At 72.2% G+C, this 24,261-nt stretch carries 18 protein-coding genes and 2 pseudogenes; 8 read left to right on the top strand and 12 right to left on the bottom strand.

Annotated elements, in window-relative coordinates; translation table 11 throughout:
* Window positions 1-102 precede the first annotated feature (102 nt).
* The 3 genes from IG88_RS0118345 to IG88_RS0118335 form a co-directional block, all read right to left on the bottom strand.
* Complete coding sequence (locus IG88_RS0118345; RefSeq protein ID WP_031041978.1) at window positions 103-918, bottom strand: SAM-dependent methyltransferase; 816 nt, start codon at window positions 916-918, stop codon at window positions 103-105.
* A gap of 85 nt (window positions 919-1,003) precedes the next feature.
* Complete coding sequence (locus tag IG88_RS0118340) at window positions 1,004-1,867, bottom strand: helix-turn-helix domain-containing protein (RefSeq protein WP_031041976.1); 864 nt, start codon at window positions 1,865-1,867, stop codon at window positions 1,004-1,006.
* 124 nt (window positions 1,868-1,991) lie between these two features.
* Window positions 1,992-2,810, bottom strand: a complete 819-nt coding sequence (locus IG88_RS0118335; protein ID WP_031041973.1) for a helix-turn-helix domain-containing protein — start codon at window positions 2,808-2,810, stop codon at window positions 1,992-1,994.
* Window positions 2,811-2,916: 106 nt separating this feature from the next.
* On the opposite strand from IG88_RS0118335, the gene IG88_RS0118330 reads away from it, so the two are divergent.
* From IG88_RS0118330 to IG88_RS0118320, 3 genes are read left to right on the top strand one after another with little or no spacing between them, the layout of a single operon-like run.
* Window positions 2,917-3,222, top strand: coding sequence for a 4a-hydroxytetrahydrobiopterin dehydratase (locus IG88_RS0118330; protein WP_031041971.1), 306 nt, complete (start codon window positions 2,917-2,919; stop codon window positions 3,220-3,222).
* A 4-nt stretch (window positions 3,223-3,226) separates the two neighbouring features.
* Entirely contained in the window at window positions 3,227-4,006 is a 780-nt protein-coding gene (locus tag IG88_RS0118325; RefSeq protein ID WP_051851951.1) for a class I SAM-dependent methyltransferase, read from the top strand.
* 37 nt (window positions 4,007-4,043) lie between these two features.
* Complete coding sequence (locus IG88_RS0118320; protein ID WP_031041968.1) at window positions 4,044-5,936, top strand: rhamnogalacturonan lyase; 1,893 nt, start codon at window positions 4,044-4,046, stop codon at window positions 5,934-5,936.
* 58 nt (window positions 5,937-5,994) lie between these two features.
* On the opposite strand, the gene IG88_RS0118315 is transcribed toward IG88_RS0118320, so the two are convergent.
* Together IG88_RS0118315 and IG88_RS0118310 are read right to left on the bottom strand one after the other, a co-directional pair.
* The gene (locus tag IG88_RS0118315; RefSeq protein WP_031041966.1) at window positions 5,995-8,655 is read right to left on the bottom strand and encodes a cellulose binding domain-containing protein; all 2,661 of its coding nucleotides are present in this window, start codon (window positions 8,653-8,655) and stop codon (window positions 5,995-5,997) included.
* A gap of 134 nt (window positions 8,656-8,789) precedes the next feature.
* Complete coding sequence (locus IG88_RS0118310) at window positions 8,790-11,711, bottom strand: glycoside hydrolase family 48 protein (RefSeq protein ID WP_031041961.1); 2,922 nt, start codon at window positions 11,709-11,711, stop codon at window positions 8,790-8,792.
* A gap of 518 nt (window positions 11,712-12,229) precedes the next feature.
* On the opposite strand from IG88_RS0118310, the gene IG88_RS0118305 reads away from it, so the two are divergent.
* From IG88_RS0118305 to IG88_RS0118295, 3 genes are all read left to right on the top strand, one after another.
* A complete protein-coding gene (locus IG88_RS0118305; RefSeq protein WP_031041958.1) occupies window positions 12,230-13,963 on the top strand; it encodes a glycoside hydrolase family 6 protein in 1,734 nt (577 codons plus the stop codon).
* Window positions 13,964-14,122: 159 nt separating this feature from the next.
* On the top strand, window positions 14,123-14,992 hold the full coding sequence (locus IG88_RS0118300; RefSeq protein ID WP_051851950.1) for a class I SAM-dependent methyltransferase: 870 nt from the start codon (window positions 14,123-14,125) through the stop codon (window positions 14,990-14,992).
* A gap of 67 nt (window positions 14,993-15,059) precedes the next feature.
* Entirely contained in the window at window positions 15,060-15,761 is a 702-nt protein-coding gene (locus IG88_RS0118295) for an SDR family oxidoreductase (RefSeq protein WP_031041955.1), read from the top strand.
* A 56-nt stretch (window positions 15,762-15,817) separates the two neighbouring features.
* Here IG88_RS0118295 and IG88_RS0118290 read toward each other — a convergent pair whose 3' ends face one another.
* From IG88_RS0118290 to IG88_RS0118280, 3 genes are all read right to left on the bottom strand, one after another.
* Window positions 15,818-16,651, bottom strand: coding sequence for an aldo/keto reductase (locus tag IG88_RS0118290; RefSeq protein ID WP_031041952.1), 834 nt, complete (start codon window positions 16,649-16,651; stop codon window positions 15,818-15,820).
* An 83-nt stretch (window positions 16,652-16,734) separates the two neighbouring features.
* Window positions 16,735-18,561, bottom strand: coding sequence for an AMP-dependent synthetase/ligase (locus tag IG88_RS0118285; protein WP_031041948.1), 1,827 nt, complete (start codon window positions 18,559-18,561; stop codon window positions 16,735-16,737).
* A gap of 354 nt (window positions 18,562-18,915) precedes the next feature.
* Window positions 18,916-19,800, bottom strand: coding sequence for a LysR substrate-binding domain-containing protein (locus IG88_RS0118280; RefSeq protein WP_031041945.1), 885 nt, complete (start codon window positions 19,798-19,800; stop codon window positions 18,916-18,918).
* Between the two features lie 182 nt (window positions 19,801-19,982).
* On the opposite strand from IG88_RS0118280, the gene IG88_RS0118275 reads away from it, so the two are divergent.
* The gene (locus IG88_RS0118275) at window positions 19,983-20,996 is read left to right on the top strand and encodes a bile acid:sodium symporter family protein (protein WP_031041942.1); all 1,014 of its coding nucleotides are present in this window, start codon (window positions 19,983-19,985) and stop codon (window positions 20,994-20,996) included.
* Window positions 20,993-21,148, top strand: coding sequence for a hypothetical protein (locus IG88_RS43400; RefSeq protein ID WP_158853974.1), 156 nt, complete (start codon window positions 20,993-20,995; stop codon window positions 21,146-21,148). The genes IG88_RS0118275 and IG88_RS43400 overlap by 4 nt, the downstream gene beginning before the upstream one ends.
* A gap of 147 nt (window positions 21,149-21,295) precedes the next feature.
* On the opposite strand, the gene fdhD is transcribed toward IG88_RS43400, so the two are convergent.
* From fdhD to IG88_RS42640, 4 genes and pseudogenes are all read right to left on the bottom strand, one after another.
* Window positions 21,296-22,144, bottom strand: coding sequence for a formate dehydrogenase accessory sulfurtransferase FdhD (gene fdhD / locus IG88_RS0118265; protein WP_031041939.1), 849 nt, complete (start codon window positions 22,142-22,144; stop codon window positions 21,296-21,298).
* Between the two features lie 32 nt (window positions 22,145-22,176).
* Window positions 22,177-23,037 (bottom strand): 2Fe-2S iron-sulfur cluster-binding protein, encoded by an 861-nt coding sequence (locus tag IG88_RS0118260; protein WP_031041936.1) that lies wholly within the window; start codon window positions 23,035-23,037, stop codon window positions 22,177-22,179.
* Window positions 23,034-23,939: pseudogene (locus IG88_RS0118255) on the bottom strand (NADH-ubiquinone oxidoreductase-F iron-sulfur binding region domain-containing protein); the annotation flags it as partial. The pseudogene IG88_RS0118255 and the gene IG88_RS0118260, both read right to left, overlap by 4 nt.
* A gap of 90 nt (window positions 23,940-24,029) precedes the next feature.
* Window positions 24,030-24,261, bottom strand: a pseudogene (locus tag IG88_RS42640) (NADH-quinone oxidoreductase subunit E); the annotation flags it as partial.

The following is a 24,261-nucleotide window of genomic DNA, read 5'->3' as shown; positions in this document are numbered from 1 at the left end:
GGGTGCTCGCCAGGCCCTGGTTCCCGAACCTAGGGCCGGGCGCGGGAGCGCACCCGTTCGCGGCGCCCGTACGGGTCAGGGCACGGCCGCCGGACCACCGGATCAGAGCTTGCGGGCCACCCCCGCGTACACCGGCACGATGCCCTCCGTCTGGGCCGCCACGTCCTCGGGGTCCGGCCGCCAGCCGGTGACCGGGATGATGCCGGGACCCAACAGCTCCAGGCCGTCGAAGAAGCGGGCGAAGTCGGTGAGGGAGCGCGGGAAGAACGGTGTGCCGCCGCGGGCGAACAGCTCCGCGGCCTTGCCCACCGCCTCCGGGTTGAGGTCGGGCGTGACCTGCGAGAGGACCAGGAAGCTGCCCGGTGCGAGCGCGCCGGTGTACCGCTTGAGCAGGCCGTACACGTCGTCGCCGTCGGCCGCGTCGCCCAGGTAGTGGGTCAGGGCCACCAGCGACAGGGCGACGGGCCGGCCGAAGTCCAGGGACTCGCCCGCCAGCCGAAGGATCCGCTCCGGCTCCCGGACGTCCGCGTGGACGTAGTCGGTGGCGCCCTCCGCCGAGCCGTGCAGCAGCGCCTCGGCGTGCCGGAGGACGATCGGGTCGTTGTCGGCGTAGACCACCCGCGACTCGGGCGCCACGGACTGTGCCACCTGGTGCAGGTTCGGTTCGGTGGGGATGCCGGTGCCGATGTCCAGGAACTGGCGGATCCCGGCCTCGGCGAGGGTGCGGACCGCCCGGTGCATGAACCGGCGGTTCGCGCGCGCCCCGCGCACCGCCGTGTTGTCCGCCGCGAGGATCTTGCGCGCCAGCTCCTCGTCCACCGGGTAGTTGTCCTTGCCGCCCAGCCACCAGTCGTAGACCCGGGCGGGGTGCGGCCGGCTGGTGTCGACGGGGGCGGGCGCGGGCTCGGTACCGGTCATGCGGGGTCGTCTCCTCGTGACTGCGTGGGCTGCGTGGGCTGCGTGGGCGTCGTGGACTGCGTGGATGTGTGCAGGTCTTCGCCGGTCAGAAGTTCTCGCGGTAGGCGCGCAGGATCTTCTCGGTGCGCTGGGTCGAGGCGGCGCGCGCCGTCATGTGGTCGAGGACCTCCAGGTGCGCCGACACCTCCGCGCGGGAGTCCAGGTACAGGGCGCCCGTGAGGTACTCGGTGAAGACCATGTCGGGCAGCTCCGGCTCCGCGAACCGGAACAGTGTGAACGGCGCGTACGTCCCGGGGTGCGGCCCGTCCTCGAACTCCGCCACCTGGAGCGTCACCCGGTCCCGGGCGGCGAACTCCAGCAGCTTGTCGAGCTGCTCGCGCATCACCCGGCCGTGGATGCTCACCGGCCGCTTCAGCACCGTCTCGTCCATCACCACCCACAGGTGGGGCGGGTCCGGCCGCTCCAGCAGCCGCTGGCGCTCCATGCGCAGGGCCACGTGCCGCTCCACCGCGTCCCCGCCCACGTTGCCGATCGTCCCGGACTCCAGGACCGAGCGCGCGTACTCCTCGGTCTGCAGCAGGCCCGGCACGAAGTGCGGCTCGTAGGACCGGATGATCCGCGCGGCGCCCTCCAGGCTCACGTACAGGCTGAACCAGTCCGGCAGCACGTCGTGGTACCGCTGCCACCAGCCCGGCTGGTTGGCCTCCTCGGCGAGCGCGACGAACGCCGCCACCTCGTCGGCGGCGACTCCGTACGCCGTCAGCAGTATCTGGACGTACGGTATTTTCAGCGCGACCTCGGCCGTCTCCATGCGCCGCACGGTCGCCGGTGCCACGCGGAGCACCTTGGCGGCCTCCTCGCGCTTGAGGCCCGCCGTCTCCCGCAGTTCCTGAAGCCGTCTGCCGAGGACCACCTGGCCCACGGTGGGTGCGGCCCGCCGCTCACTCACGCCACGCCTCCCCAACGTGCCCAAGTCTCACCGCAGTCTGCCATGTTCCTCCGCCGGTCTCACAGGGGTGTTCGTGGATCATTCGCGGACCGGACGCACGACCGGCCCGACGGCGGGGCCGGCTTCAGGACATCAGGGTGTGCAGGTACTTGCCCGTCGCCGGGTCGGCCGGGAGCAGCGTCTCGATGGCCAGCTCGGCGACCGTCACGTCCATCGGGGTGTTGAAGGTGGAGATGGACGAGACGAACGACAGGACGTGTCCCTCGTGCTCGATCCGCATCGGCAGCGCGAAGTGGGGCACCGGCTCCTGGGGCTCGCCGCCCGGCGCGCTCTCCGGCACCGGGTACGCAGCCACCTCGTCGTACAGCTCCCGCAGCGGCTGCGAGCGGTGCAGGGCGATCTGCCGGCCCATCTGCTCCAGCAGGTGCCCGCGCCACTCGCGCAGGTTGCGGATGCGCGGCGCCAGCCCCTCCGGGTGCAGCGTCAGCCGGATCGCGTTCATCGGGGGTGCGAGCAGGTGCTGCGCGACACCGTCCATCAGCATCGTGATCCCCCGGTTGGCCGCCAGCACCCGGTACGTCCCGTCGACGACCAGCGCCGGATACGGCTCGTATCCCCGGATCAGCCGCTCCATGCCCTCGCGCAGGGCGCCGAGCGCGGGGTCCTCCAGCGGGGTCTCCGGGTAGCGCGGGGCGTAACCGGCCGCGAGCAGCAGCGCGTTGCGCTCGCGCACGGGGACGTCCAGGTGCTCGGCCAGGCGCAGCACCATCTCCTCGCTCGGCCGGGAGCGGCCCGTCTCGACGAAGCTGATGTGGCGGGCGGAGGAGTCGGCGCGCAGCGCCAGCTCGAGCTGGCTGACCCGCCGCCGCTCCCGCCAGGCCCGCAGCAGCGGGCCCACGCCCCGGTCGGCGGTGGGTGCGGTACCGGACATGAGTGCGGTCATGCACGAAACCGTAGTGGACGGCGGGACGCGCCGGAGCGGCCGCGCTGTGGCACGCTGAAGCCGGCCCGACCGTTGAGCACCCCCCCCCAGCGAAGGAGCGCAGCACATGCCCGTCGAACCGCTGTCGTCGCAGGAGATCGAGGAGCACCTGGCCGCCCTGCCCGGCTGGTCCCTCGACGCCGGCCGCCTCACCCGCTCCTACCGGCTCGGCTCCCACTTCGCGGCCACCGCGATGGTCGTCCACATCGCGCAGGTGCAGGAGGAACTGGACCACCACTCCGACCTGACCCTCGGCTACGACACGGTCGCCCTCGCCGTGCACACCCACAGCGCGGGCGGCGCCGTCACCGCGAAGGACGTCGAGCTCGCCCGCAGGGTGGAGGACCTGGCCGCCGGTCACGGGGCACACTGACGATGTGCTCGACTACGACAAGGAAGCGGAGCGGTACGACGAGTCCCGCGGCGGCGAGCCCCGGGCCGCGGCGGCCGCGGACGCCGTACTGAGCCTGGTGCCGCCGCACGCCCGCCGTCTGCTCGACGTGGGCTGCGGCACCGGCATCGTCACCCGGCGGATCGCGGCCGGGCGCGAGGGCCTGCGGGTGACCGGGGTGGACCTCGTCCCCGCCATGGCCCGCCGCGCCACCGCACGGCTGCCCGGAGCCGTCGCACTCGCCGACAGCCGCCGACTGCCCTTCGCGGACGGCGAGTTCGACGCCGTCACCAGCGTGTGGCTGCTGCACCTCGCGGGCGGAGCCGGGAACACGCGGGCGATCGTCGGCGAGTGCGCCCGCGTGCTGCGGCCCGGCGGGGTGTACGTGACCACGGTGGACAAGGGCGCCTCGCACAACGTGGGCAGCGACATCGACGCCGTCCTCGCCTCCCGCCCGCCCAGCACCGCGCACGACGCCGCGCACCTGGTCGAGGCGTACGCCCGGGACCACGGCCTGCTCCCCGCGGGCGGGGCCCGCTTCACCGGCCACGGCCAGGGGCGCAGCCCCCGCCGCACCGTCGCCGACCTGCGGCGCGGCTGGTTCGTCACGCTGCCGCCGGGCGAGCCGCTCGCCGAGGGGTTCGCGGCGAGGCTGGCCGCCCTGCCGGACCAGGACCGGCCGCGGCCCGACCCCGTCTTCACCCTCGCGGCGTTCCGGAAGCCAGGGGGAAAGGGCGGCAACCCGGCCGCCCCGGGCGGCGACTGAGAGACGGAATCCATCCGTCCTCCAGGAGGTTCGTCCCGTGAGGCACCCCCACACCCGCCCCCACACCCGCCCCCACCGCAGACGCCCCCTCGCCCTGGCCGCGGCCCTCGCCGCCGCCGGACTCCTCGGCGCGGGCCTGACCACGCTGGCCCCGGACACCGCCGAGGCCGCCACCGCGCGCCAGGTCGAGGCCCTGGACCGGGGCGTCGTCAGCGTCCACACCGACGCCGGGAACCTGGTGAGCTGGCGCTGGCTGGGCACCGACCCGGACAACGTCGCGTTCAACGTCTACCGGGCCGGCACGAAGGTCAACTCCAGCCCGGTCACCGGTTCCACCACCTTCTTCCACTCCGGCGCCCCCGCCCAGGCCGACTACACGGTCCGCGCGGTCGTCAACGGCACGGAGCAGGGCGACTCGGTCCACGCCGTCCAGTTCCGCGCCGGCTACAAGGACGTGCCGATCAGCCCGCCGGCCGGCGGCACCACCCCCGACGGCGTCTCCTACACCTACGAGGCCAACGACGCCTCCGTCGGCGACCTCGACGGCGACGGTGCCCTCGACATCGTCCTCAAGTGGCAGCCGACCAACGCCAAGGACAACTCCCAGTCCGGCTACACCGGCAACACGGTCGTCGACGGCATACGCCTGGACGGCACCCGCCTGTGGCGCGTCGACCTGGGGCGCAACATCCGCTCCGGCGCCCACTACACCCAGTTCCAGGTGTACGACTACGACGGCGACGGCCGGGCCGAGGTCGCCATGAAGACGGCCGACGGCACCAGGGACGGCACCGGCGCGGTCATCGGCAGCTCCTCCGCCGACCACCGCAACTCCAGCGGCTACGTCCTGTCGGGCCCCGAGTACCTCAGCATGTTCGACGGCCTCACCGGCAGGGCCCTGGGCACCGTCGACTACGTCCCCGCCCGCGGCACGGTCTCCTCCTGGGGCGACTCCTACGGCAACCGCGTCGACCGCTTCCTGGCCGGCACGGCCTACCTGGACGGCTCCCGCCCCTCCGTGATCATGGCGCGCGGCTACTACACGCGCACCGTGATCGCCGCCTGGGACTGGCGCGACGGCCGGTTCACCCGCCGTTGGACCTTCGACACCAACTCCTCCACCAACAGCGGCAAGGGCTACGACGGCCAGGGCAACCACCAGCTCTCCGTCGCCGACGTCGACGGCGACGGCAGGGACGAGATCGTGTACGGCGCGATGGCCGTCGACGACAACGGCAACGCCCTGTGGACCACCCGGAACGGCCACGGCGACGCCATGCACGTCGGCGACCTCGACCCGTCGCGCGCGGGCCTGGAGGAGTTCAAGGTCGACGAGGACGGCTCGAAGCCCTCGTCGTACATGGCGGACGCGCGCACCGGCCAGATCCTCTGGTCCACCGGCGCGAGCGGCGACAACGGCCGCGGTGTCTCGGGCGACATCTGGTCGGGCAGCGCGGGCGCCGAGTCCTGGTCGTCCGCCGAGAGCGGCATCCGCGACCCCAAGGGCACCGTCGTGAGCAGCCGCAAGCCCTCCAGCACCAACTTCCTGTCCTGGTGGGACGGCGACACCGTCCGCGAACTCCTCGACGGCACCCACATCGACAAGTACGGCACCTCCGGCGACACCCGTCTGCTCACCGGTTCCGGCGTCGCCTCCAACAACGGCACCAAGGCCACCCCGGTCCTCTCCGGGGACATCCTCGGTGACTGGCGCGAGGAGGTCGTCTGGCGCACGTCGGACAACAAGGCCCTGCGCATCTACTCCAGCCCCCACGACACGGACACCCGCATCACGACCCTCCTCCACGACACCCAGTACCGCACCGCCCTGGCCTGGCAAAATACGGCCTACAACCAGCCCCCGCACCCGAGCTTCTTCCTCGGCGCGGGCATGTCCACGGCCCCGCGGCCGTCGGTCTACACGCCCTGAACACGGGGCGGGTCGGGCACGGCCGGTCTCCCGGCGGTCCCCGACCCGCCCTCCGCGCTCAGCCGGCCCCGCAGCTCCGCCCGCCCAGCGAGAACGCGGCCGGTTCCGCGTTCGTCCCCGACCAGCTCCCCGTGAACCCGAAGCTGACCGAGGCGCCGGGCGCGACCGCCGCGTTCCAGCCCACGTTGCGCGTGGTCACCGCGGCGCCGGACTGGGTGTGCTCGGCGTTCCACATCTGGGTCACCTGCTGGCCGCCGGGGAACGACCAGTTCAGGGACCAGCCGTTCCAGGCCGAGGCGCCGGTGTTGGTGAGGCGGACATCCGCCTGGAAGCCGCCCGACCACTGGTTCGTGACCGTGTACGTCACCTCGCAGGCGCCGGTGGGCTCCGGATCGGGGCCGGGGCCCGGACCGGGGCCGCCGGTGTCCGAGGTGTCGCCGTAGAGGACGCCCCGCCCGTTGGTCGCCACGTACACGCGGCCGTAGACCCGCGGATCGCCGGTGATGGCGGCGCCGGTCCAGCCCCACTGGTGGGCGTCGTCGTTGACACGGGTCCAGCTCGCGCCCTCGTCCGTGGAGCGGAAGATGCCGCGGACGCCGCCGATCTCGGCGCTCGTGAACAGCGTCTGGTAGGAGGCGCCCGGGGCCGCCTTGCCGAAGCCGACGGTGTCCGCCGCGTCGACGTTCGCCAGCTTGGTGAAGCTCGCGCCGCCGTCCGTCGAGTGCCACAGCCCGTACGGGCCGGCCGCCGTGCCGCCCGCGAGCCAGACGTCGCCCTCCCCGCCCGGCAGCGCCTTGAAGCGGACGCTGTCACCGGTGGGCAGGCCGGTCGCCGCCGACGCGGTGAAGGTCGCGCCGCCGTCCGTACTGACGTAGAACTTCCCGGACTTGAAGCCGTAGAACGTCGCGGGGTCCACCCGGTCGGACTCGACGACGGCGCCCGCCGGGATGCCCGTCGACGCCTGCCAGGACGTGCCGAAGCCCGTCGTGTACTGGACGCCCGCGCCCTGCGGGCTCCACACGAAGCGGTCGCCGTCCGCGCCCGCCGCGACCGTGCCGCCGCCGCTGACGCCCGACGGGTCGGTGCCGCCGAACCAGTTGGCGCCGTTGTCCGTGGAGAACGCGATGTGCGGACCGGAGTCGAGATCGCCCGCGCGGACCACGACGTCCGGCTTCTTCTCCGCGAAGTCCAGGCTCGTCGTGGAGGTGAAGTTCGGCGAGGTGTACATCATCGACGGGACCTCGGTCAGGCTGGTGTGCCGGAAACCACCGATGTCGCCGAGCGCGCTGAGCAGCGGGGCGCCGGACGGGGGCGAGGCGAGGTCGTTGACCGCCGTCTCCTCCAGGCCGCGCACCATCGGCGCGACGGCGAAGGTGCCGCCCTCCTCGTCCCAGTCGGTCAGGTTCTCCGTGCCGTAGACCGTGGCGCCCGTCCCGTACATCATCCGGTCCGAGTCGAACGGGTCGATCTCCAGTGCCTCCGTCATCCAGCCCAGCTTCGGCGTCTGCTCGGGCGGCGCCGGGTTCGCCCCCCAGGTGAGCCACGGGGACGACGACACGTCCATCGTGTAGCGGTTCTCACGGTTCGGGTACGACGTGTAGCTCCACGCCTGGGTCCACGTCGCGCCGCTGTCCGTCGAGCGGAAGATCTGCGTGTCCGGCCACCACGAGCTGTACGCCGTCGCCATCACCGTCCCCGGGCGCTGCCGGTCGACGGTGAGGCCGCCGAAGCCGAAGTACGTGTCCGCCTCCGCGACCGGGCTGATGTCTGTCCACGTGCCGGTCGCGGTCGCGTACCGGTACAGCCGGCCCTTGCCGCCGTCGTACGGGCCGCCCGTGTCGCTGTAGGCGAGGTACAGGTAGCCGTTCTCCGCGTCCAGCACGCCCTTGTGGGCCAGGTACCCCGTGGGCTGCCCGGCGAGCCGCTCCCACGTCGCCCCCGCGTCCGTCGAGCGGTAGACCGCGTTCTCCTTGTCGGCGACCCCGACGTAGACCGTCCCCGTGGCCTTTCCCGCGCCGCCCGTCGACTCGTCGAAGGTGACCCAGGTGATGCCCTGGTTGTCGGAGGCGTAGCCGGAGGTGTCGCCCGGGTCCTGCGCGTAGTTGCCCGGGTTCGGGAACGCCGTCACCTCGGACCAGGTGACGCCGGCGTCGGTGGACCGCCACAGGCCGTGGCCGCTGGGCGCGCCGAGGTAGAGCACGTCGTTGTCGTGCGGGTCGACGGCCAGGCGCTCGCCCATCCCGCGGCCCGGCATGTTGCCGCCCAGCTTGAACGGCAGGTCCGTCTTCGCCCAGGTCGCACCCCGGTCGGCGGAGCGCAGCACCGCGCCGTTGCCGGGGTCCCAGTCGTTGGTGTAGGTGCCGACCGCCGCGTACACCCGGTCGGGATCGACGGAGTCGGAGGCGATGCCGACCACGCCGGTGTGGCCCCAGTCGTCCCAGCCGACGTGGTCGAGCAGCGGCGTCCAGGTGTGGGACGACTCCTGCCAGCGGTAGGCGCCGCCGATGTCGGTGCGGGCGTAGGCCAGGTCCTTCTCGGTCCGGTTGAAGACGATGCCGGGGACGAAGCCGCCGCCGTCGATGCGGGCGTTCTTCCAGGTGTAACTGTCGGCGGCGAGCGCCGGCTTCGGGGCGTCGGCGGCCAGCGCCGTGGGCGGGCCGCCCACGAGCAGCCCGGCCGCGAGGGCCAGCAATGCGGTGAGCATCCGGGTTCTTCGCACGGTGGGGACCGTCCTTCCGTCAGGAACAGAACACATGCGAGGACCGGGCGGCCCCAGGCGTGAGCAGGGGGCCGCCCGGTCGGTTGGTCCCGTCGTCCGGTGACGGGACCGTGCACGCGGAACGCCGGGCGGGGCTATTCCAGGAGTTCCGCGTACGAACCCATGGCGAGGGCTATGTCCGCCTGGGCCCAGAACCGGTGGTACGTGAACGTGGGCGCGGCACCGCCCTGGAGGTAGCTCTCGATCTTCGACCAGGCCGGGTCGTCCTGGTAGAAGGACCGGATCGAGGCGAAGGTCGACGACGCGTCGACCGTGTCGCCGTTGGGCATGGTGCCGCTCCAGCCGCTCGGGACGTAGATCCCGTCGTCGAAGCGGTTGTAGTCGGCACGGGTCTCCGGGACGGCGATGCCGAGCGCGTCCTGGTTGTTCTCCCACATGCCGTCGAGCAGCGCCTTGGCGGTCGAGGCCGCCTCGGTGTCGCCCGAGCGGTCGGCGTAGTACGTCAGGGTCTTGGCGTACGCCGCCGCCACACCGACGTCGTCGGTGTAGTCCGCGACCGTCACGTGCAGGCCGGCGTTGTCGCCCGGGGACGACGCGTTCCAGGTGTCGGGCTGTCCGGACCACTGGAGCGTCGACGGGATCCGGAAGGTGCCGTCCGGGTTGACCGTCGTCTCCGACAGCGCCCAGTCGACCCACTTGTCCAGGACCGCCTTGGCGTCCGCGTCACCGCTCTGCTGGTAGTACTCGGCGACCCGCTCCATGGACCACGCCTGGAAGCCGAACCACTGGTTGGACGGCGGGTCGTGGTACACCGGCTTCTCGTCGTAGTACATCCCGTAGAAGGTCGGCGTGCCGGCCGGCGGGGTCGCGTAGCGGCCCGCCCAGCTGTTGGTCGCGCCGCCCGCGATGGCGCCCTCGTCGGACTGGAGCCAGCGGTAGAACTCCAGTTGCCGGTCGAGGGACTTGGCCCAGTCGGACGCGCCGGTCGCCGACTTGGGCTTCAGATCGGCGTCGGTGCTCAGGGCGTAGGCCGCCAGCGGGTTCTGGTAGCCGCCGTGGGTGTGGCTGGAGCCGATGCGCCAGGCCCAGCCCGCCGAGGTGTCGACCGCGCCGCCCCAGGCGTAGTACCAGGACAGCAGGTAGTGCGAGGAGTCCTTCCCGGTGCCGGCCGGGCAGTTCGCCGGTCCGACGCAGTCGCCGACCTTCTTGAAGTACTTGTCGAACATGGCGTAGCGCAGGTAGTCGCCCATCTTCGCGGCCTTGCCGAGGGTCGCGGAGATCTCGTCGCCCTTGCCCTGCTCGCCGGCCCAGACGTCCGCCCAGTACGCGGCCTGCACGGCGCGCGCGTCGGCGTCCGGGGCGTTGGTGAACTTCCACTGCTTGGCGTAGGAGGCGTCACCGGTGAACAGGTCCAGGTAGCCGTTCTTTCCGCCGTACTTGAACGCGTCGCAGGTCGGCTGCGGCACCGTCTCCCACACCGACTCCTGCGCGCCGCGCTGGAAGGTGTTGATGTACGACGGGCCGGTGTCGGAGGGCCCCGCCTCGCACTTGCCGGGCGAGTTGCCGTAGCCGTAGGTGTTGTCGACGTCCTGGAGCCAGTGCATGCCGTACACGTCGTCCGTGCCGTACGCCGATTTCAGTTCGCCCGCGATCGGGTCCGCACCCACGGGCACGGTGCCGTCCAGCGGTGCCGGGTACTCGTTCGGCGTGTCCAGCTCGGGCGCGTAGGTGGCCGGCTTCGACGCGTTGTACGAGGAGTTGGTCGGCTGGTCGGCGTGGGTGGGGATCATGTACTTCTCCATGATCTCCCAGGCGTTGTTGAACTTCTCCCAGTCGCCGGTCACCTTGCCGTACATGGCCTGGAGCCACAGCAGGTAGCTGTACGCCTCGGACGTGGTCTCGTGGCCGTGGTCCGGTGCCTCGACGATCAGCGTCTCGACCGAGTGGTACGGGATGCCCTCGGGGGAGAAGTAGCCGTTCGCCGGGTCGGTGATCTTGCCGTACAGCTCCAGGAAGCGGGCGTCGTAGTCCTTCGCCGCCGCCAACTGCGTGACGGTGACCGCGGCCTTGCCGTGGCCGGGTGCCGTCGACTCGAAGACCGCCGAACCGCTGCCCGAGGCGTCCGCCGAGACGGTCACCCGCTGGGCGGTGTCCCAGTTCGACGGGGTGAAGGTGAGGCTGGCGCCGCCGGTGAGCGTGAGGCCCGTGTTGCCGCTCGCCCGGGTGGTCGTGACGGTCACGTTCGCCGTCGGCTGCTGTGAGAGCTTGACGTCGTAGGCCGCCGACTTGCCCTGCTGGACGCCCAGTTGGCCGGGGGAGGCGACCACGGCCGGTCCCGAGGCGACCGTGATGCCGACCGGCGTGGAGCTGGCGGAGGCGCCCGTGCTGTCGTAGGCCTTCGCCACCAGGGAATGACTGCCCACGGCCAAGCCGGTGGCCGAGTGCGTGTAGGGCGCGCTCGTGTCGGTGCCGAGCAGGGTGGTGTCGTCGTAGAACTCCACCTTGCTGATCGTGGCGCCGTCGGCCGCGGCCGACGTGGCCGCCAGCGGAACCGCCTCGCCCCGCGAGTAGACCGCGCCGGCCTCCGGGCTGGTCAGGACCGTGATCGGCGGCTGGTGGGCGCCGGCGCAGGAGGTGCCGTTGACCGCGAAGTCGGTCGGCGCGGCGTTGCTGCCGCTGTACGTGAACTGACCGCCGGTGGAGACGGCGGCCCCGGCGGCGATCCGCGCGTTGTACGACGCGTTGCGCACGGTGACGTTCCGGCCGGACTGGGACCAGGTGCCGCTCCAGCCGTTCGTCAGTTTCTGGTCGCCCGCGTAGGAGTAGGTCAGGGTCCAGCCGTCGATGGCGTCGGAGCCCCGGTTGGTCAGCGTCAGTTCGGCGGTGAAGCCGGAGCCCCAGTCGTTGGTCTTGTAGTCCACGCTGCACTGGAGCGCGGCCGCCTGGGCGGGGGTCGCGGTTGTGCCCAGCATCGTGAGGGGGAGTGCGAGGGCCGCCAGGGCGGCGGTCCACCAGCGCCGCGCGGTGCGGCGTCTGTGGCGGTGTCCGGGGTGCATGGTGCTGGTTCCTCCTTGCGGCTCGGGGAGGGGGTGGAGGAGGAGCAACAAGCCTTGAACCAGTGGGAGCGCTCCCATAGTGGGGAGGCCGCCAAGAGGGGTCAAGATGTGTGAACAGTCGAAAAGATTCGACGGGTCCCGGCGGAGAAAGTCGGTAACTCCTCTGTTCTTTGCCGTCACTTGGCGCTACGTTCACTGCACCAGTGGGAGCGGTTCCACCAGTCGACGCGTCCGTCACGGCGCGCCCGAACTGCAAGGAGTCGCTCATGCGCCACCCCCCGTTCCACCCCCCGCGTTCAGGACTTTTAGCCGTGGCCGCAGCCGTGGCCGCCAAGTGTCCGACGCCTTGCCGGCCCGTGGGCCGGATCGCTCATCCCGTGGGCAGTTCCCCCGTGCCCGCGGGTCGTTCCTGACCTCCGATCAGACGGCACCCCCAGGCCGATCGGCAGGGGGCCGCGCCGTGCACGGTGCGGCCCCGGACGACAGCAGCTCCCCCACGAAAGAAGGAACCCGCACTCATGACCCGTACCAGAACCGCGATGCTCGCCGCCCTGACCCTGGTCGCCGGCGCCTCCGGCACGGCACTGGCCGCCCAGTCCGCGAGCGCCGGAGCCGCGGCCGCCGCCTGCACTGTCGACTACCAGGTGCAGAACGACTGGGGAAGCGGATTCACCGCTGCCGTGACCGTCACCAACAACGGTGCCGCCACGTCCAGTTGGTCGCTGGGGTGGACGTACGCCGGCAGTCAGAAGGTCACCAGCGGCTGGAACGCGAAGATCAGCCAGAGCGGCGCCGCCGTCACCGTGACCAACGAGTCCTACAACGGCACCCTGTCCACGGGCGGCTCGGCGAGCTTCGGTTTCCAGGGCACCTACAGCGGCAGCAACGCGATCCCGGCCACCTTCACGCTCAACGGCGTGACCTGCAACACCGACGGCGGAACCGACCCCACGGACCCCACCGACCCGACGGACCCGACCGACCCCACCGGCCCGTCCGCCCGGGTGGACAACCCCTATGACGGCGCCAAGGTCTACGTGAACCCCGAGTGGTCCGCCAACGCCGCCGCCGAACCCGGCGGGGACCGCATCGCGAACGAGCCGACCGGTGTGTGGCTCGACCGGACCGCCGCCATCGAGGGCGTCAACGGCGGCATGAGCCTGCGCGACCACCTGGACGCGGCGCTGGAGCAGAAGGGCTCCGGCGAGATGGTCGTCCAGCTCGTCATCTACAACCTGCCGGGCCGCGACTGCTCCGCGCTCGCCTCCAACGGCGAGCTGGGCCCGACCGAGATCGACCGGTACAAGACCGAGTACATCGACCCGATCAAGGAGATCCTCGGCGACTCGAAGTACTCCTCGCTGCGGATCGTCACCACCGTGGAGATCGACTCGCTGCCCAACCTCGTGACCAACACCGGCAGCCGTCCCACGGCCGTGCCCGCGTGCGACACGATGAAGGCCAACGGCAACTACGTGAAGGGCGTCGGCTACGCCCTGGCCCAGCTGGGCGACGTGCCCAACGTCTACAACTACATCGACGCCGGCCACCACGGCTGGATCGGCTGGGACGACAACTTCGGCGCCAGCGCCGACGTGATCAAGCAGGCCGCCACCGCCGAGGGCGCCACCATCGGCGACGTGCACGGCTTCATCACCAACACCGCCAACTACAGCGCGCTGAAGGAGGAGAACTTCGGCATCGACGACAGCGTCAACGGCACCTCCGTGCGCCAGTCGAAGTGGGTCGACTGGAACCGGTACGTGGACGAGCTGTCCTTCGCCCAGGCCTTCCGCAACGAGCTGGTCTCCAAGGGCTTCGACTCCGGCATCGGCATGCTGATCGACACCTCCCGCAACGGCTGGGGCGGTTCGGCCCGGCCCGCCGGACCCGGACCGCAGACCAGCGTCGACGCCTACGTGGACGGCGGCCGCTTCGACCGGCGCATCCACCCCGGCAACTGGTGCAACCAGTCCGGAGCCGGTCTCGGTGAGCGTCCGCAGGCCAGCCCCGCCGCCGGGATCGACGCGTACGTCTGGATGAAGCCCCCGGGCGAGTCCGACGGCGCCAGCGAGGCGATCGACAACGACGAGGGCAAGGGCTTCGACCGGATGTGCGACCCGACCTACGAGGGCAACGTGCGCAACGGGAACAGCCCCTCGGGCGCGCTGCCCAACGCCCCGATCTCCGGGAAGTGGTTCTCCGCCCAGTTCCAGGAGCTGATGAAGAACGCCTACCCGCCCCTGTCGTGAGCGGACGCCCGCGCACCTCGCGCGGGTGAGCCCCGGGGCCCGGCCTCGTGCGCCGGGCCCCGGTGGTCCGCGCCCGCATTTGCGGAAGTGGCAACACCGGTTGCCCCCGGACGGCGGGTCGTCGCACCCTGACGGCACGCGAACGGGAGGCTGACCGGTATGGCACACGACCACGGCGACATCGACTGGGCCGAGATGGCCCCGCACTTGGAGGCCCAGGCCGAGCTGTACGCGCCGCTGTACCGGCAGGCCCTGGCCTGGCTGGCCCGGAAGGTGACCGCACCCGGCCTCGTCGTCGACGTCGGCAGCGGCCCCGGCGTCGTCACCGGGCTGTTCGCCGACGCCTTCCCCGGCGCCCGCGTCGTCGCCGCCGACGGCGCCGCCCCGTTGCTGGAGCGGGCCCGCGCCCGCGCCGAGCGGCTCGGGTTCGCCGACCGCTTCGGCACCCTCGCCGGCGACCTGCCCGATGCCCTGGCCGACCTCGACTACCCCGCCGACCTGATGTGGGCCGCCCAGAGCGTCCACCACCTGCCCGACCAGCGCGCGGCCCTCGCCGCCCTCGGCGGGCACCTGGCGCCCGGCGGCACGCTGGCGGTCCTGGAGGGCGGACTGACCGCCCGCTTCCTGCCCCGCGACATCGGCATCGGACGACCCGGGTTCCAGGCCAGGCTCCGCGCCGTGGAGGAGGACGCCTTCACCGCGATGCGCGCGGACCTGCCGGGCTGTGTGGCCGAGACCGAGGACTGGACCGCGATGCTGACCGCCGCCGGACTCGCACACACCGGCACCCGCAGCTTCCTGCTCGACCTGCCCGCGCCCGTCACCGCCGCGACCCGCGACTACGTCGCCACGTCCCTGTCCCGGCTGCGCGAGCGCATCGGCGAGAGCCTCGACAGCGAGGACCGCGCCACCCTGGACCGGCTGCTCGACCCCGCCGACGAGGCGGGCGTGCACCGCCGCCCGGACGTGTTCGTGCTGGTGGCGCACACCGTGTACACGGCGGTGCGACCGGTCCGAGGCAGGGCTTGACTTCGAGAGCGCTCCAAGTGATGGACTGCCGCCGTCCGTGAGAGACACCTACAGACAGGGGGGAATCATGAGCGACACAGCGGTCACACTCATCACCGGCGGCGGCAGCGGCATCGGGGCGGCCGTCGCCCGGCGGCTGCTGGAATCGGGGCAGCGGGTGGCCGTCACCGGACGCGGGCAGGAGAGACTGCGGGCGTTCGGCGCGGAACTCGGTGACCCGGAGGGCCTGCTGACGATCCGCGGCAACGCCGCCGACCACGGCGACGTGGCCGCCGCGGTCGAGGCCACGCTGAAGCGGTTCGGCCGGCTCGACACGGTCGTCGCCAACGCCGGGTTCGCCACCCACGACTCGGTCGCCGAGGGCGACCCGGCGGGCTGGACCGAGATGGTGCTGACCAACGTGCTGGGCCCGGCCCTGCTGATCAGGGCGTCCATCGACGCGCTCCGGGAGACCCGGGGGCGGATCGTGCTGGTGGGCAGCGTCGCGGGCTTCGTGAACACGCCGGGCAACATCTACGGCGCCACCAAGTGGGCGGTGACCGGTCTCGCCGAGAACACCCGGCGGGAGGTGACGCAGTGGGGCGTGGGCGTCACCCTCATCGCGCCCGGCCGGGTGGAGACCCCGTTCTGGGACGGCACCGGCGCCCTGCCGCCCGGGGACCTGCTCACCGCCGACCAGATCGCCGACTCGGTCGTCTGGGCCATGGGACAGCCCGCCGGGGTCGACGTCAACACGGTGGTCGTACGGCCGGTGGGGCAGCCCAACTGACGCCGTGCGAAGGGGCCCGGCCGTCCGGACGGCCGGGCCCCTTCGCACGGGGGCGCTCAGGCGTTGAACTCCGCCGGGTCGGGACCGAGCCGGCGGTCCTCGTTCAGCGCGCTGATCGCCGCGAGGTCCTCGGTGTCCAGGGAGAAGCCGAACACGTCGATGTTCTCCTTGATCCGGGACGGCGTCACGGACTTGGGGATCACCACGTTGCCGAGCTGGAGGTGCCAGCGCAGCACCACCTGGGCCGGGGTGCGCCCGTGCTTCTGGGCGATCGCGACGATCGCGGGGATGTCCAGGATGCCCTTGCCCGAACCGAGCGGGGACCAGGCCTCGGTGGCGATGCCCTGCTCCGCGTGCACCTCGCGGGCGGCGTGCTGCTGGAGGTGGGGGTGCAGCTCGATCTGGTTGACGGCCGGGATCACCGACGTCTCGGCGGTCAGCCGCTCCAGGTGCTCCGGCAGGAAGTTGGACACGCCGATGGCGCGGACCCGGCCGTCGGCGAGCAGCTTCTCGAACGCCTTGTAGGTGTCGACGTAGGTGTCCTTGGCCGGCGCGGGCCAGTGGATCAGGTAGAGGTCCAGGTACTCCAGGCCCAGCTTCGCCAGCGAGGTGTCGAAGGCGCGGAGCGTGGAGTCGTACCCCTGGTCGCTGTTCCAGAGCTTGGTGGTGACGAAGAGGTCCTCGCGGGCCACGCCGGAGGCGGCGATCGCCCTGCCGGTACCCTCCTCGTTTCCGTAGATCGCCGCTGTGTCGATGCTGCGGTACCCGGCCTCCAGCGCCTGGGCGACGGCGGTCTCCGCCTCGTCGTCCGGCACCTGCCAGACGCCGAAGCCAAGCTGGGGCATCTCGACGCCGTTGTTCAGGATGATCGGGGGGACCTTGCTGCTCACGAGCTCTTGATCCTTCGGTTGTGGTCAGGTGGTACTCCCATCGTCAACGATCACGAGCCCCCGCGCATTCCTGACCGTGGAACTCACGCCCGGTAAAGTGCCTCGACCTCGGCGCCGTAGGCGTTCTCGATGGCCTTGCGCTTGAGCTTCAGCGAGGGCGTCAGCAGCCCGTGCTCCTCGGTGAACGGCTGGGCGAGGATGCGGAAGGTGCGGATCGACTCGGCCTGGGAGACCAGCGTGTTGGCCGCGACGACCGCGCGGCGCACCTCCGTCTCCAGGTCGGCGTCGTGCACCAGCTCGGCCGGGGACATCCGCGGCTTGTTGCGCATCGTCAGCCAGTGCTCGACGGCCTCGTGGTCGAGGGTGATCAGGGCGGCGACGTAGGGGCGGTCGTTGCCGACGACGATGCACTGGTTGACCAGCGGATGATCGCGCACCCGCTCCTCCAGCAGGCCCGGCGAGACGCTCTTGCCGCCGGAGGTCACCAGGATCTCCTTCTTGCGGCCGGTGATGGTGAGGTAGCCGTCCTCGTCCAGGGAGCCCAGGTCGCCGGTGGCCAGCCAGCCGTCGTGCAGGGTCTCGTCGGTGGCCTTCGGGTTGTTCAGGTAGCCCCCGAAGACGTTGCCGCCGTTCAGCCAGATCTCGCCGTCGTCCGCGATGTGCACGCTCACACCCGGCACGGGCTGCCCCACGGTGCCGTAGCGGGTGCGCTCGGGCGGGTTGGCGGTGGCGGCCGCGGTGGACTCGGTCAGGCCGTAGCCCTCGTAGATCTGCACGCCCGCGCCCGCGAAGAACAGCCCGAGGCGCCGGTCCATCGCCGAGCCGCCCGACATGGCGTTGCGGATGCGTCCGCCCATCGCGGCCCGCACCTTGGAGTAGACGAGCTTGTCGAAGAACTGGTGCTGCATCCGCAGCCCCGCCGAGGGCCCGCTCCCGGTTCCCCAGGCCCTCGCCTCCACCGCCTCGGCGTACTTCACGGCCACGTCGACGGCCTTCTCGAAGGGGCCCGCCTTCCCCTCCTTCTCCGCCTTGCGCCGTGCCGCGTTGAACACCTTCTCGAAGATGTACGGCACGGCCAGGATGAAGGTCGGCCGGAAGGCCGCCAGGTCGGGCAGCAGGGCCGCGGCGTTGAGCTGCGGCTGGTGGCCGAAGCGGACCCGGCCGCGGATCGCCGCGACCTCCACCATCCGCCCGAAGACGTGCGCGAGCGGCAGGAACAGCAGCGTCGCCGCCTCGTCGCCCCGCCTGGAGTGGAACACCGGCTCCCAGCGGTCGATGACGGTGTCGGCCTCCCACATGAAGTTCCCGTGCGTCAGGACGCAGCCCTTGGGGCGGCCGGTGGTGCCCGAGGTGTAGATCACGGTGGCGACCGACTCGGGCGTGACCGCCTTGCGGTGCCGGTGGACCACCTCGTCGTCGAGGTGCGCGCCCGCGTCGTACAGCTCCTGGACGGCACCGGCGTCGAGCTGCCACAGCCCGCGCAGGTGCGGCAGCCGGTCGATGACGGTGGCGATCGTCATCGCGTGGTCCTCGTGCTCCACCACCGCCGCCGTGACCTCGGCGTCGTACAGCATCCACATGCACTGCTCGGCCGAGGAGGTCGGGTAGACCGGCACCACCTGGGCGCCGATCGTCCACAGGGCGAAGTCGAAGAGGGTCCACTCGTAGCGCGTGCGGGACATGATGGCGACCCGGTCGCCGAAGCGGACGCCCTGGGCGAGCAGCCCCTTGGCGAGGGCCAGCACCTCGTCGCGGAAGGCGCCGGCGGTGACGTCCCGCCACTGCCCGGCGTCGTCCTTGCGGCCGAGGGCGATGTGCCCGGGGTCCTCCTCGGCATGCTCGAAGACGACGTCGGCCAGACCGCCCACCGGTGGTGCCAACGTCGACGGAGGACTGGTGAACTCGCGCAAACCCACTCCCCGCTTTTGGACGACGCCCCCGCACGGCGGTGAAAGCTACCCCACCCGACGCGCGGACGGGAGGGGCGGCAAAGGGGAGCAGGGCTCATGTCCGCGCTGGTCAGCGAGAGGAAATGCGCTCACATGGGGAAGGGTCGGACAGTTTCCTGACGGTTGAGTAAGTTTCGGTGCCGTAATCTCCACCGAATCTGTACGACCCGCCTACCGCCGGTACGCGGCTGCCGGAGGCGCCTCCTCTTCTTGCCGCGCGAGCGCCACGGAATCCGTACACGGCGGTGCCGAGCGCGTCCCCGGGCTGCGTCCAGCACCTGGAGGCGTCGCCGTTCCCGCGCCGGGTGGAGCAGCTCACCTGTGCGAGGCCGTGCGTCGAGGGCGGTGCAGCCGGTCGGCACCCGCCAGGATCGCCGCCGCCAGCGCGTCCGCCGCTCCCTGGGCCGAGGGGCGCCGCCGGCCGTGCACCAGCACGAAGTCGACACCGCCCAGCTCGGGCAGCCCGGCCCGGTCCGGCACCCGGACGAGACCGGGCGGGACGAGACCGCGCGAGTGTGCCATCACGCCCAGGCCGGCACGGGCGGCCGCGATCAGGCCGTTGAGGCTGCCGCTGGTGCACGCGACGCGCCATTCGCGGCCCTCCCGCTGCAACGCGTCCAGGGCGAGCGCACGCGTGATGCCGGGCGGCGGATAGACGATGAGCGGTACCGGGCGGTCCGGTTCCAGACGCAGCCGCTCCGCGCCGATCCACACCAGCCGGTCGCTCCACACGGGCTCGCCCCGCGGGTCCTCGGGCCGCCGCTTGGCCAGCACCAGGTCCAGCTTCCCGGCCGCCAACTGCTCGTGCAGTGTGCCCGACAGCTCCACCGTCAGCTCCAGGTCCACCTCGGGGTGGTCGTGCCGGAAGCCCTCCAGGATCTCCGGCAGCCGGGTCAGCACGAAGTCCTCGGACGCCCCGAACCGCAGCCGCCCACGCAGCCGGGTGCCCGTGAAGAACGCCGTCGCCTGCTCGTGCACCTCCAGGATCCGGCGCGCGAACCCGAGCATCGCCTCCCCGTCCTCCGTCAGTTCCACGGAGTGCGTGTCCCGGCTGAACAACTGCCGTCCGGTGGCGTCCTCGAGCCGCCGCACGTGCTGGCTCACCGTCGACTGGCGCAGGCCGAGCCGCCGGGCGGCCTGCGTGAAGCTCAGGGTCTGGGCCACCGACAGGAACGTGCGCAGGTGCGAGGGGTCGTACATGACGCCAGGCTAGCGCTGCTCATCGGTGATCGTGATGACAGTCAGAGCGGTATACCGGATTCCCGATCGCCGGGCGGGGGAGCACGATGGAGCGGGGACCCGTGACCCCCACCGGAACGAGCGAGAACGAGCAAGCAGCGAGCAAGTGGAGCACCGTGAGACGCCTGCGTTGGCCGAGTTGGATGCCGATCGACCCGTACGTCCTGCTGCTGCTCGGCACGGTGGGCCTCGCGGCGCTGCTGCCGGCCCGCGGCACGGGCGCGGACGTCGCCTCGGGCGCCTCCACCGGCGCGATCGCGTTCCTCTTCTTCCTCTACGGCGCCCGGCTCTCCACCCGTGAGGCGATGGACGGCGTACGGCACTGGCGGCTCCACGTCACGGTGCTGGCCTGCACCTTCGTCGTCTTCCCGCTGCTCGGCCTCGCGTCGCGCGGTCTGGTCCCGGTGCTCCTGACCGACCCCCTCCACCAGGGCCTGCTCTTCCTCACCCTGGTCCCGTCGACCGTCCAGTCGTCGATCGCCTTCACCTCCATGGCCCGCGGCAACGTGCCCGCCGCCATCTGTGCCGGGTCCTTCTCCTCGCTGGCCGGCATCGTCGTCACACCGCTGCTGGCCGCGGCCCTGCTGGGCGGCGGCGGGGGCGGGTTCTCCGCCGACTCGGTGGTGAAGATCGTGCTTCAGCTCCTGGTGCCGTTCGTGGCCGGGCAACTGCTGCGCCGGTGGATCGGGGGCTTCGTCGCCCGGCACAAGAAGGTGCTCGGGCTCGTCGACCGGGGCTCGATCCTCCTGGTCGTCTACACGGCGTTCAGCGAGGGCATGGTGCAGGGCATCTGGCACCGGGTGAGCCCGGTGCGGCTGGCCGGGCTGCTGGCCGTCGAGGCGGTGCTGCTGGCGGTGATGCTCGTCCTGACCTGGTACGGGGCGAAGGGGCTCGGCTTCGGGCGGGAGGACCGCATCGCGATCCAGTTCGCCGGGTCCAAGAAGTCGCTCGCCGCCGGGCTGCCCATGGCGAGCGTCCTGTTCGGCGCCCAGGCATCGCTCGCGGTACTGCCGCTGATGCTCTTCCACCAGATGCAACTGATGGTGTGCGCTGTGATCGCCAAGCGGCGGTCGCACGACCCCGAGGCGGTCCCGTCCCAGGAGCGGCCGGCCGCCCCGGAGCGCACCGAGGTGGGCACCGCCGGCCGGTCCGCGTGAACCGACCGCAGCCGGGTGCCCCGTGCCCGTCGGGGGCGCGCCGCTTCGCCCGCGCGGCCAACGACGAGCTGCCGGCGCCGCTCACCGAGGACGAGCGGGCGCGGCTCATGGATCTGGTCCGGCGGGTCGCCGGTACGGAGGCGGAAGGCTGACGCGGACGACCGGCGTGGACGACCGGCGTGGATGACCGGCGCGGACGACCGGAGGACGACCGGCGCGGTCGAGGCGGGGCCCCTCGGGCGCAGGGGGCGCTCCCCGCCCGGCCGGGGCCCCGCCGCCGTGCAGCGGGGAGGGCGGGGTCAGCCCTGGGCGGCGGCGGCCCGCAGGACGACGCGGTCCTCGCCCGCGTACACGTTCATGGAGCGGCCGCGCAGGAAGCCCACCAGCGTCAGGCCCGTCTCGGCGGCGAGGTCCACCGCGAGCGAGGACGGCGCGGACACCGCGGCCAGCACCGGGATGCCCGCCATCACGGCCTTCTGCGCCAGCTCGAAGGAGGCCCGGCCCGACACCAGCAGGACGGAGCGCGACAACGGCAGACCGCCGTTCTGCAGGGCGCGCCCGACGAGTTTGTCGACGGCGTTGTGCCGGCCCACGTCCTCCCGCACGTCCACCAGCTCGCCGTCCTCGGTGAACAGCGCCGCCGCGTGCAGCCCGCCGGTCCGGTCGAAGACCCGCTGGGAAGCGCGCAGCCGGTCGGGCAGGTCCGCCAGCAGCTCCGGCGCGACGCGCACCGGGGGAGTGTCGGCGATGGGCCAGCGGGCCGTCGTGCGCACCGCGTCCAGGCTCGCCTTGCCGCACAGCCCGCAGGACGAGGTGGTGTAGACGTTCCGCTCCAGGGTGATGTCCGGGACGCGCACGCCGGGGGACGTCCGCACGTCGACCACGTTGTAGGTGTTGGAACCGTCGACCGTGGCGCCCGCGCAGTACACGATGTTCTGCAGGTCGCCCTGCTCGGCGAGCACGCCCTCGCTGACCAGGAACCCCGCGGCGAGTGCGAAGTCGTCGCCCGGGGTGCGCATCGTGATCGCGAGGGGTTTGCCGTTCAGCCGGATCTCCAGCGGCTCCTCGGCGACGAGCGTGTCCGGCCGGGTGGACACCGCGCCGTCCCGTACGCGGATCACCTTGCGTCGTTCCGTGACTCGTCCCATGTTCGTGCCCCTTGCGCCGGTCGGTGTGCCGGTCAGTCCCGGTTCTGTACGTGCTGGTAGCCGAAGCGGCCCTTGATGCACAGGTTGCCGTGGGTCACCGGGTTGTCGTGCGGAGAGGTGACCTTGACGATCTCATTGTCCTGCACATGGAGCGTGAGGTTGCAGCCCACGCCGCAGTAGGCGCACACCGTCGTCGTCTCGGTCTGCCGTTCCTCGTCCCAGGTGCCCGCCGCCCGCATGTCGTACTCCGACTTGAAGGACAGGGCGCCCGTGGGGCACACCTCGATGCAGTTGCCGCAGTAGACGCACGCCGAGTCGGGCAGCGGGCCGTCGTGCTCGACCGAGATCCGGGCGTCGAAGCCGCGACCGGAGACCGCGATGGCGAAGCTGTTCTGCCACTGGTCGCCGCAGGCGTCCACGCACTTGTAGCAGAGGATGCACTTGCCGTAGTCGCGCACGTAGAGGTCGTTGTCGACGCGCGGGTCCTCGTCGACGCGGGCCGCGTCCGGGCCGAAGCGGTCCGGCTTCGCCTCGTACTCCTTGATCCACCGGGAGACCCGTGGGGTTGTGGAGAGGTTCACCGAGGAGGCGAGGAGTTCCAGGACGACCTTGCGGCTGTGCCGGGCGCGCTCGGTGTCCGTGCGCACCACCATGCCCGGCTCGGCCCGCCGCGAGCAGGCGGGCGCGAGGGTCCTGGCGCCCTCGACGTCCACCACACAGACCCGGCAGGCGTTCTTCGGGGTGAGCGTGTCGCCCTCGCACAGGGTCGGGACGTCCTTGCCGGCGGCCCGGCAGGCGTCCAGGATCGTGGACCCCTCGGGGACCCTGGCCTCCTGCCCGTCGAGGGTGAACTCCACCAGGCGGCGCGGCACTCCGAGCGGTATCGCGGTCATTCGTAGGCCCCCAGACGGTCGATGGCGGATTCCACGGCGTTCCACGCGGTCTGCCCGAGACCGCAGATCGAGGCGTCCCGCATCGCGCGGCCGACCTCGCGCAGCAGCGCGACGTCGTCGGCCGCCGCGGCGCCCGTGCGGTCAGCGATCCGGCGCAGCGCCTCCTCCTGGCGCACGGTCCCGACCCGGCACGGCACGCACTGTCCGCACGACTCGTCGCGGAAGAACTCGGCGATGCGCAGGAGGAGGCGGGGGAGCGGGACCGTGTCGTCGAAGGCCATGACCACGCCGGAGCCCAGGGTCGTGCCCGCCTCGCGGGTGCCTTCGAAGGTGAGCGGGATGTCCAGCTCGTCGGGGCGGACGAATCCGCCGGCGGCGCCGCCGAGCAGGACCGCGCGGAGGTTGCCGCGGACCCCGGCGAGGGCGAGCAGCTCGCCCAGCGTCGCGCCGAAGGGCAGTTCGTAGACGCCGGGGCGGGCCACGCTGCCGGACACGCAGAACAGTTTCGGGCCGGTGGACATCGGCGTGCCGATCGCGGCGTACGCCGGGGCGCCCATCGTCAGGACGGGGAGGACGTTGACCAGGGTCTCCACGTTGTTCTCGACGGTGGGTCTGCCGAACAGGCCCTTCTCGACGGGGAAGGGCGGCTTGGAGCGGGGCTCGCCGCGACGGCCCTCGATGGAGTTGAACAGGGCCGTCTCCTCGCCGCAGACGTACGCGCCGGCGCCGCGCCGGATCTCGATGTCGAAGGCGTAGCCCTGGCCGAGGACGTCGTCGCCGAGCAGGCCGCGGGTGCGGGCCTGCTCGATGGCGTGGGTGAGGCGGGCCAGTGCGCGGGGGTACTCGCCGCGGAGGTAGAGGTAGCCCCGGTGGGCGCCGGTGGCGTAGGCCGCGATCGTCATCGGCCCTCCGCCGCGCCTTCGCCCTCGGCCCCGCCGCCGTCATCCGCGAGGTCACCGACGCCGGCCTGGTCGGCCGGGGGGGGGCCGCCCTCCCCCCCCGCCCCAAGGGGCAGGGGGCCGCCCCCCCCCCGCCCAACCAGGCCGGGGTCGGTGACCTCGCGGATGACGGCGGCGGGGCGGAGGGCGAAGGCGCGGCGGAGGGCCGTGTCCCCGCCGTGGGCGCGGTAGTCGTCCAGGGAGGCGGGGTCCGTGGTGCCGATGCGGCGGAGGAGGGTGAGGGCGGGGTCGCCGGACTGGGGGACCGCCAGGGCGGGGGCGGGTT

The sequence above is a fragment of the Streptomyces sp. NRRL F-5650 genome (assembly GCF_000721365.1).
GTDB lineage: Bacteria > Actinomycetota > Actinomycetes > Streptomycetales > Streptomycetaceae > Streptomyces > Streptomyces ardesiacus.
This window is presented reverse-complemented; position numbering and strand designations above follow the sequence as displayed.

Excerpts from the sequence above, each read along its gene's own strand:
- IG88_RS0118345 (WP_031041978.1), bottom strand. The coding sequence starts at position 918 with ATGACCGGTACCGAGCCCGCGCCCGCCCCCGTCGACACCAGCCGGCCG.
- IG88_RS0118335 (WP_031041973.1), bottom strand. The coding sequence starts at position 2,810 with ATGACCGCACTCATGTCCGGTACCGCACCCACCGCCGACCGGGGCGTG.
- IG88_RS0118330 (WP_031041971.1), top strand. The coding sequence starts at position 2,917 with ATGCCCGTCGAACCGCTGTCGTCGCAGGAGATCGAGGAGCACCTGGCC.
- IG88_RS0118310 (WP_031041961.1), bottom strand. The coding sequence starts at position 11,711 with ATGCACCCCGGACACCGCCACAGACGCCGCACCGCGCGGCGCTGGTGG.
- IG88_RS0118305 (WP_031041958.1), top strand. The coding sequence starts at position 12,230 with ATGACCCGTACCAGAACCGCGATGCTCGCCGCCCTGACCCTGGTCGCC.
- IG88_RS0118300 (WP_051851950.1), top strand. The coding sequence starts at position 14,123 with ATGGCACACGACCACGGCGACATCGACTGGGCCGAGATGGCCCCGCAC.
- IG88_RS0118295 (WP_031041955.1), top strand. The coding sequence starts at position 15,060 with ATGAGCGACACAGCGGTCACACTCATCACCGGCGGCGGCAGCGGCATC.
- IG88_RS0118280 (WP_031041945.1), bottom strand. The coding sequence starts at position 19,800 with ATGTACGACCCCTCGCACCTGCGCACGTTCCTGTCGGTGGCCCAGACC.
- IG88_RS0118275 (WP_031041942.1), top strand. The coding sequence starts at position 19,983 with ATGCCGATCGACCCGTACGTCCTGCTGCTGCTCGGCACGGTGGGCCTC.
- fdhD (WP_031041939.1), bottom strand. The coding sequence starts at position 22,144 with ATGGGACGAGTCACGGAACGACGCAAGGTGATCCGCGTACGGGACGGC.
- IG88_RS0118260 (WP_031041936.1), bottom strand. The coding sequence starts at position 23,037 with ATGACCGCGATACCGCTCGGAGTGCCGCGCCGCCTGGTGGAGTTCACC.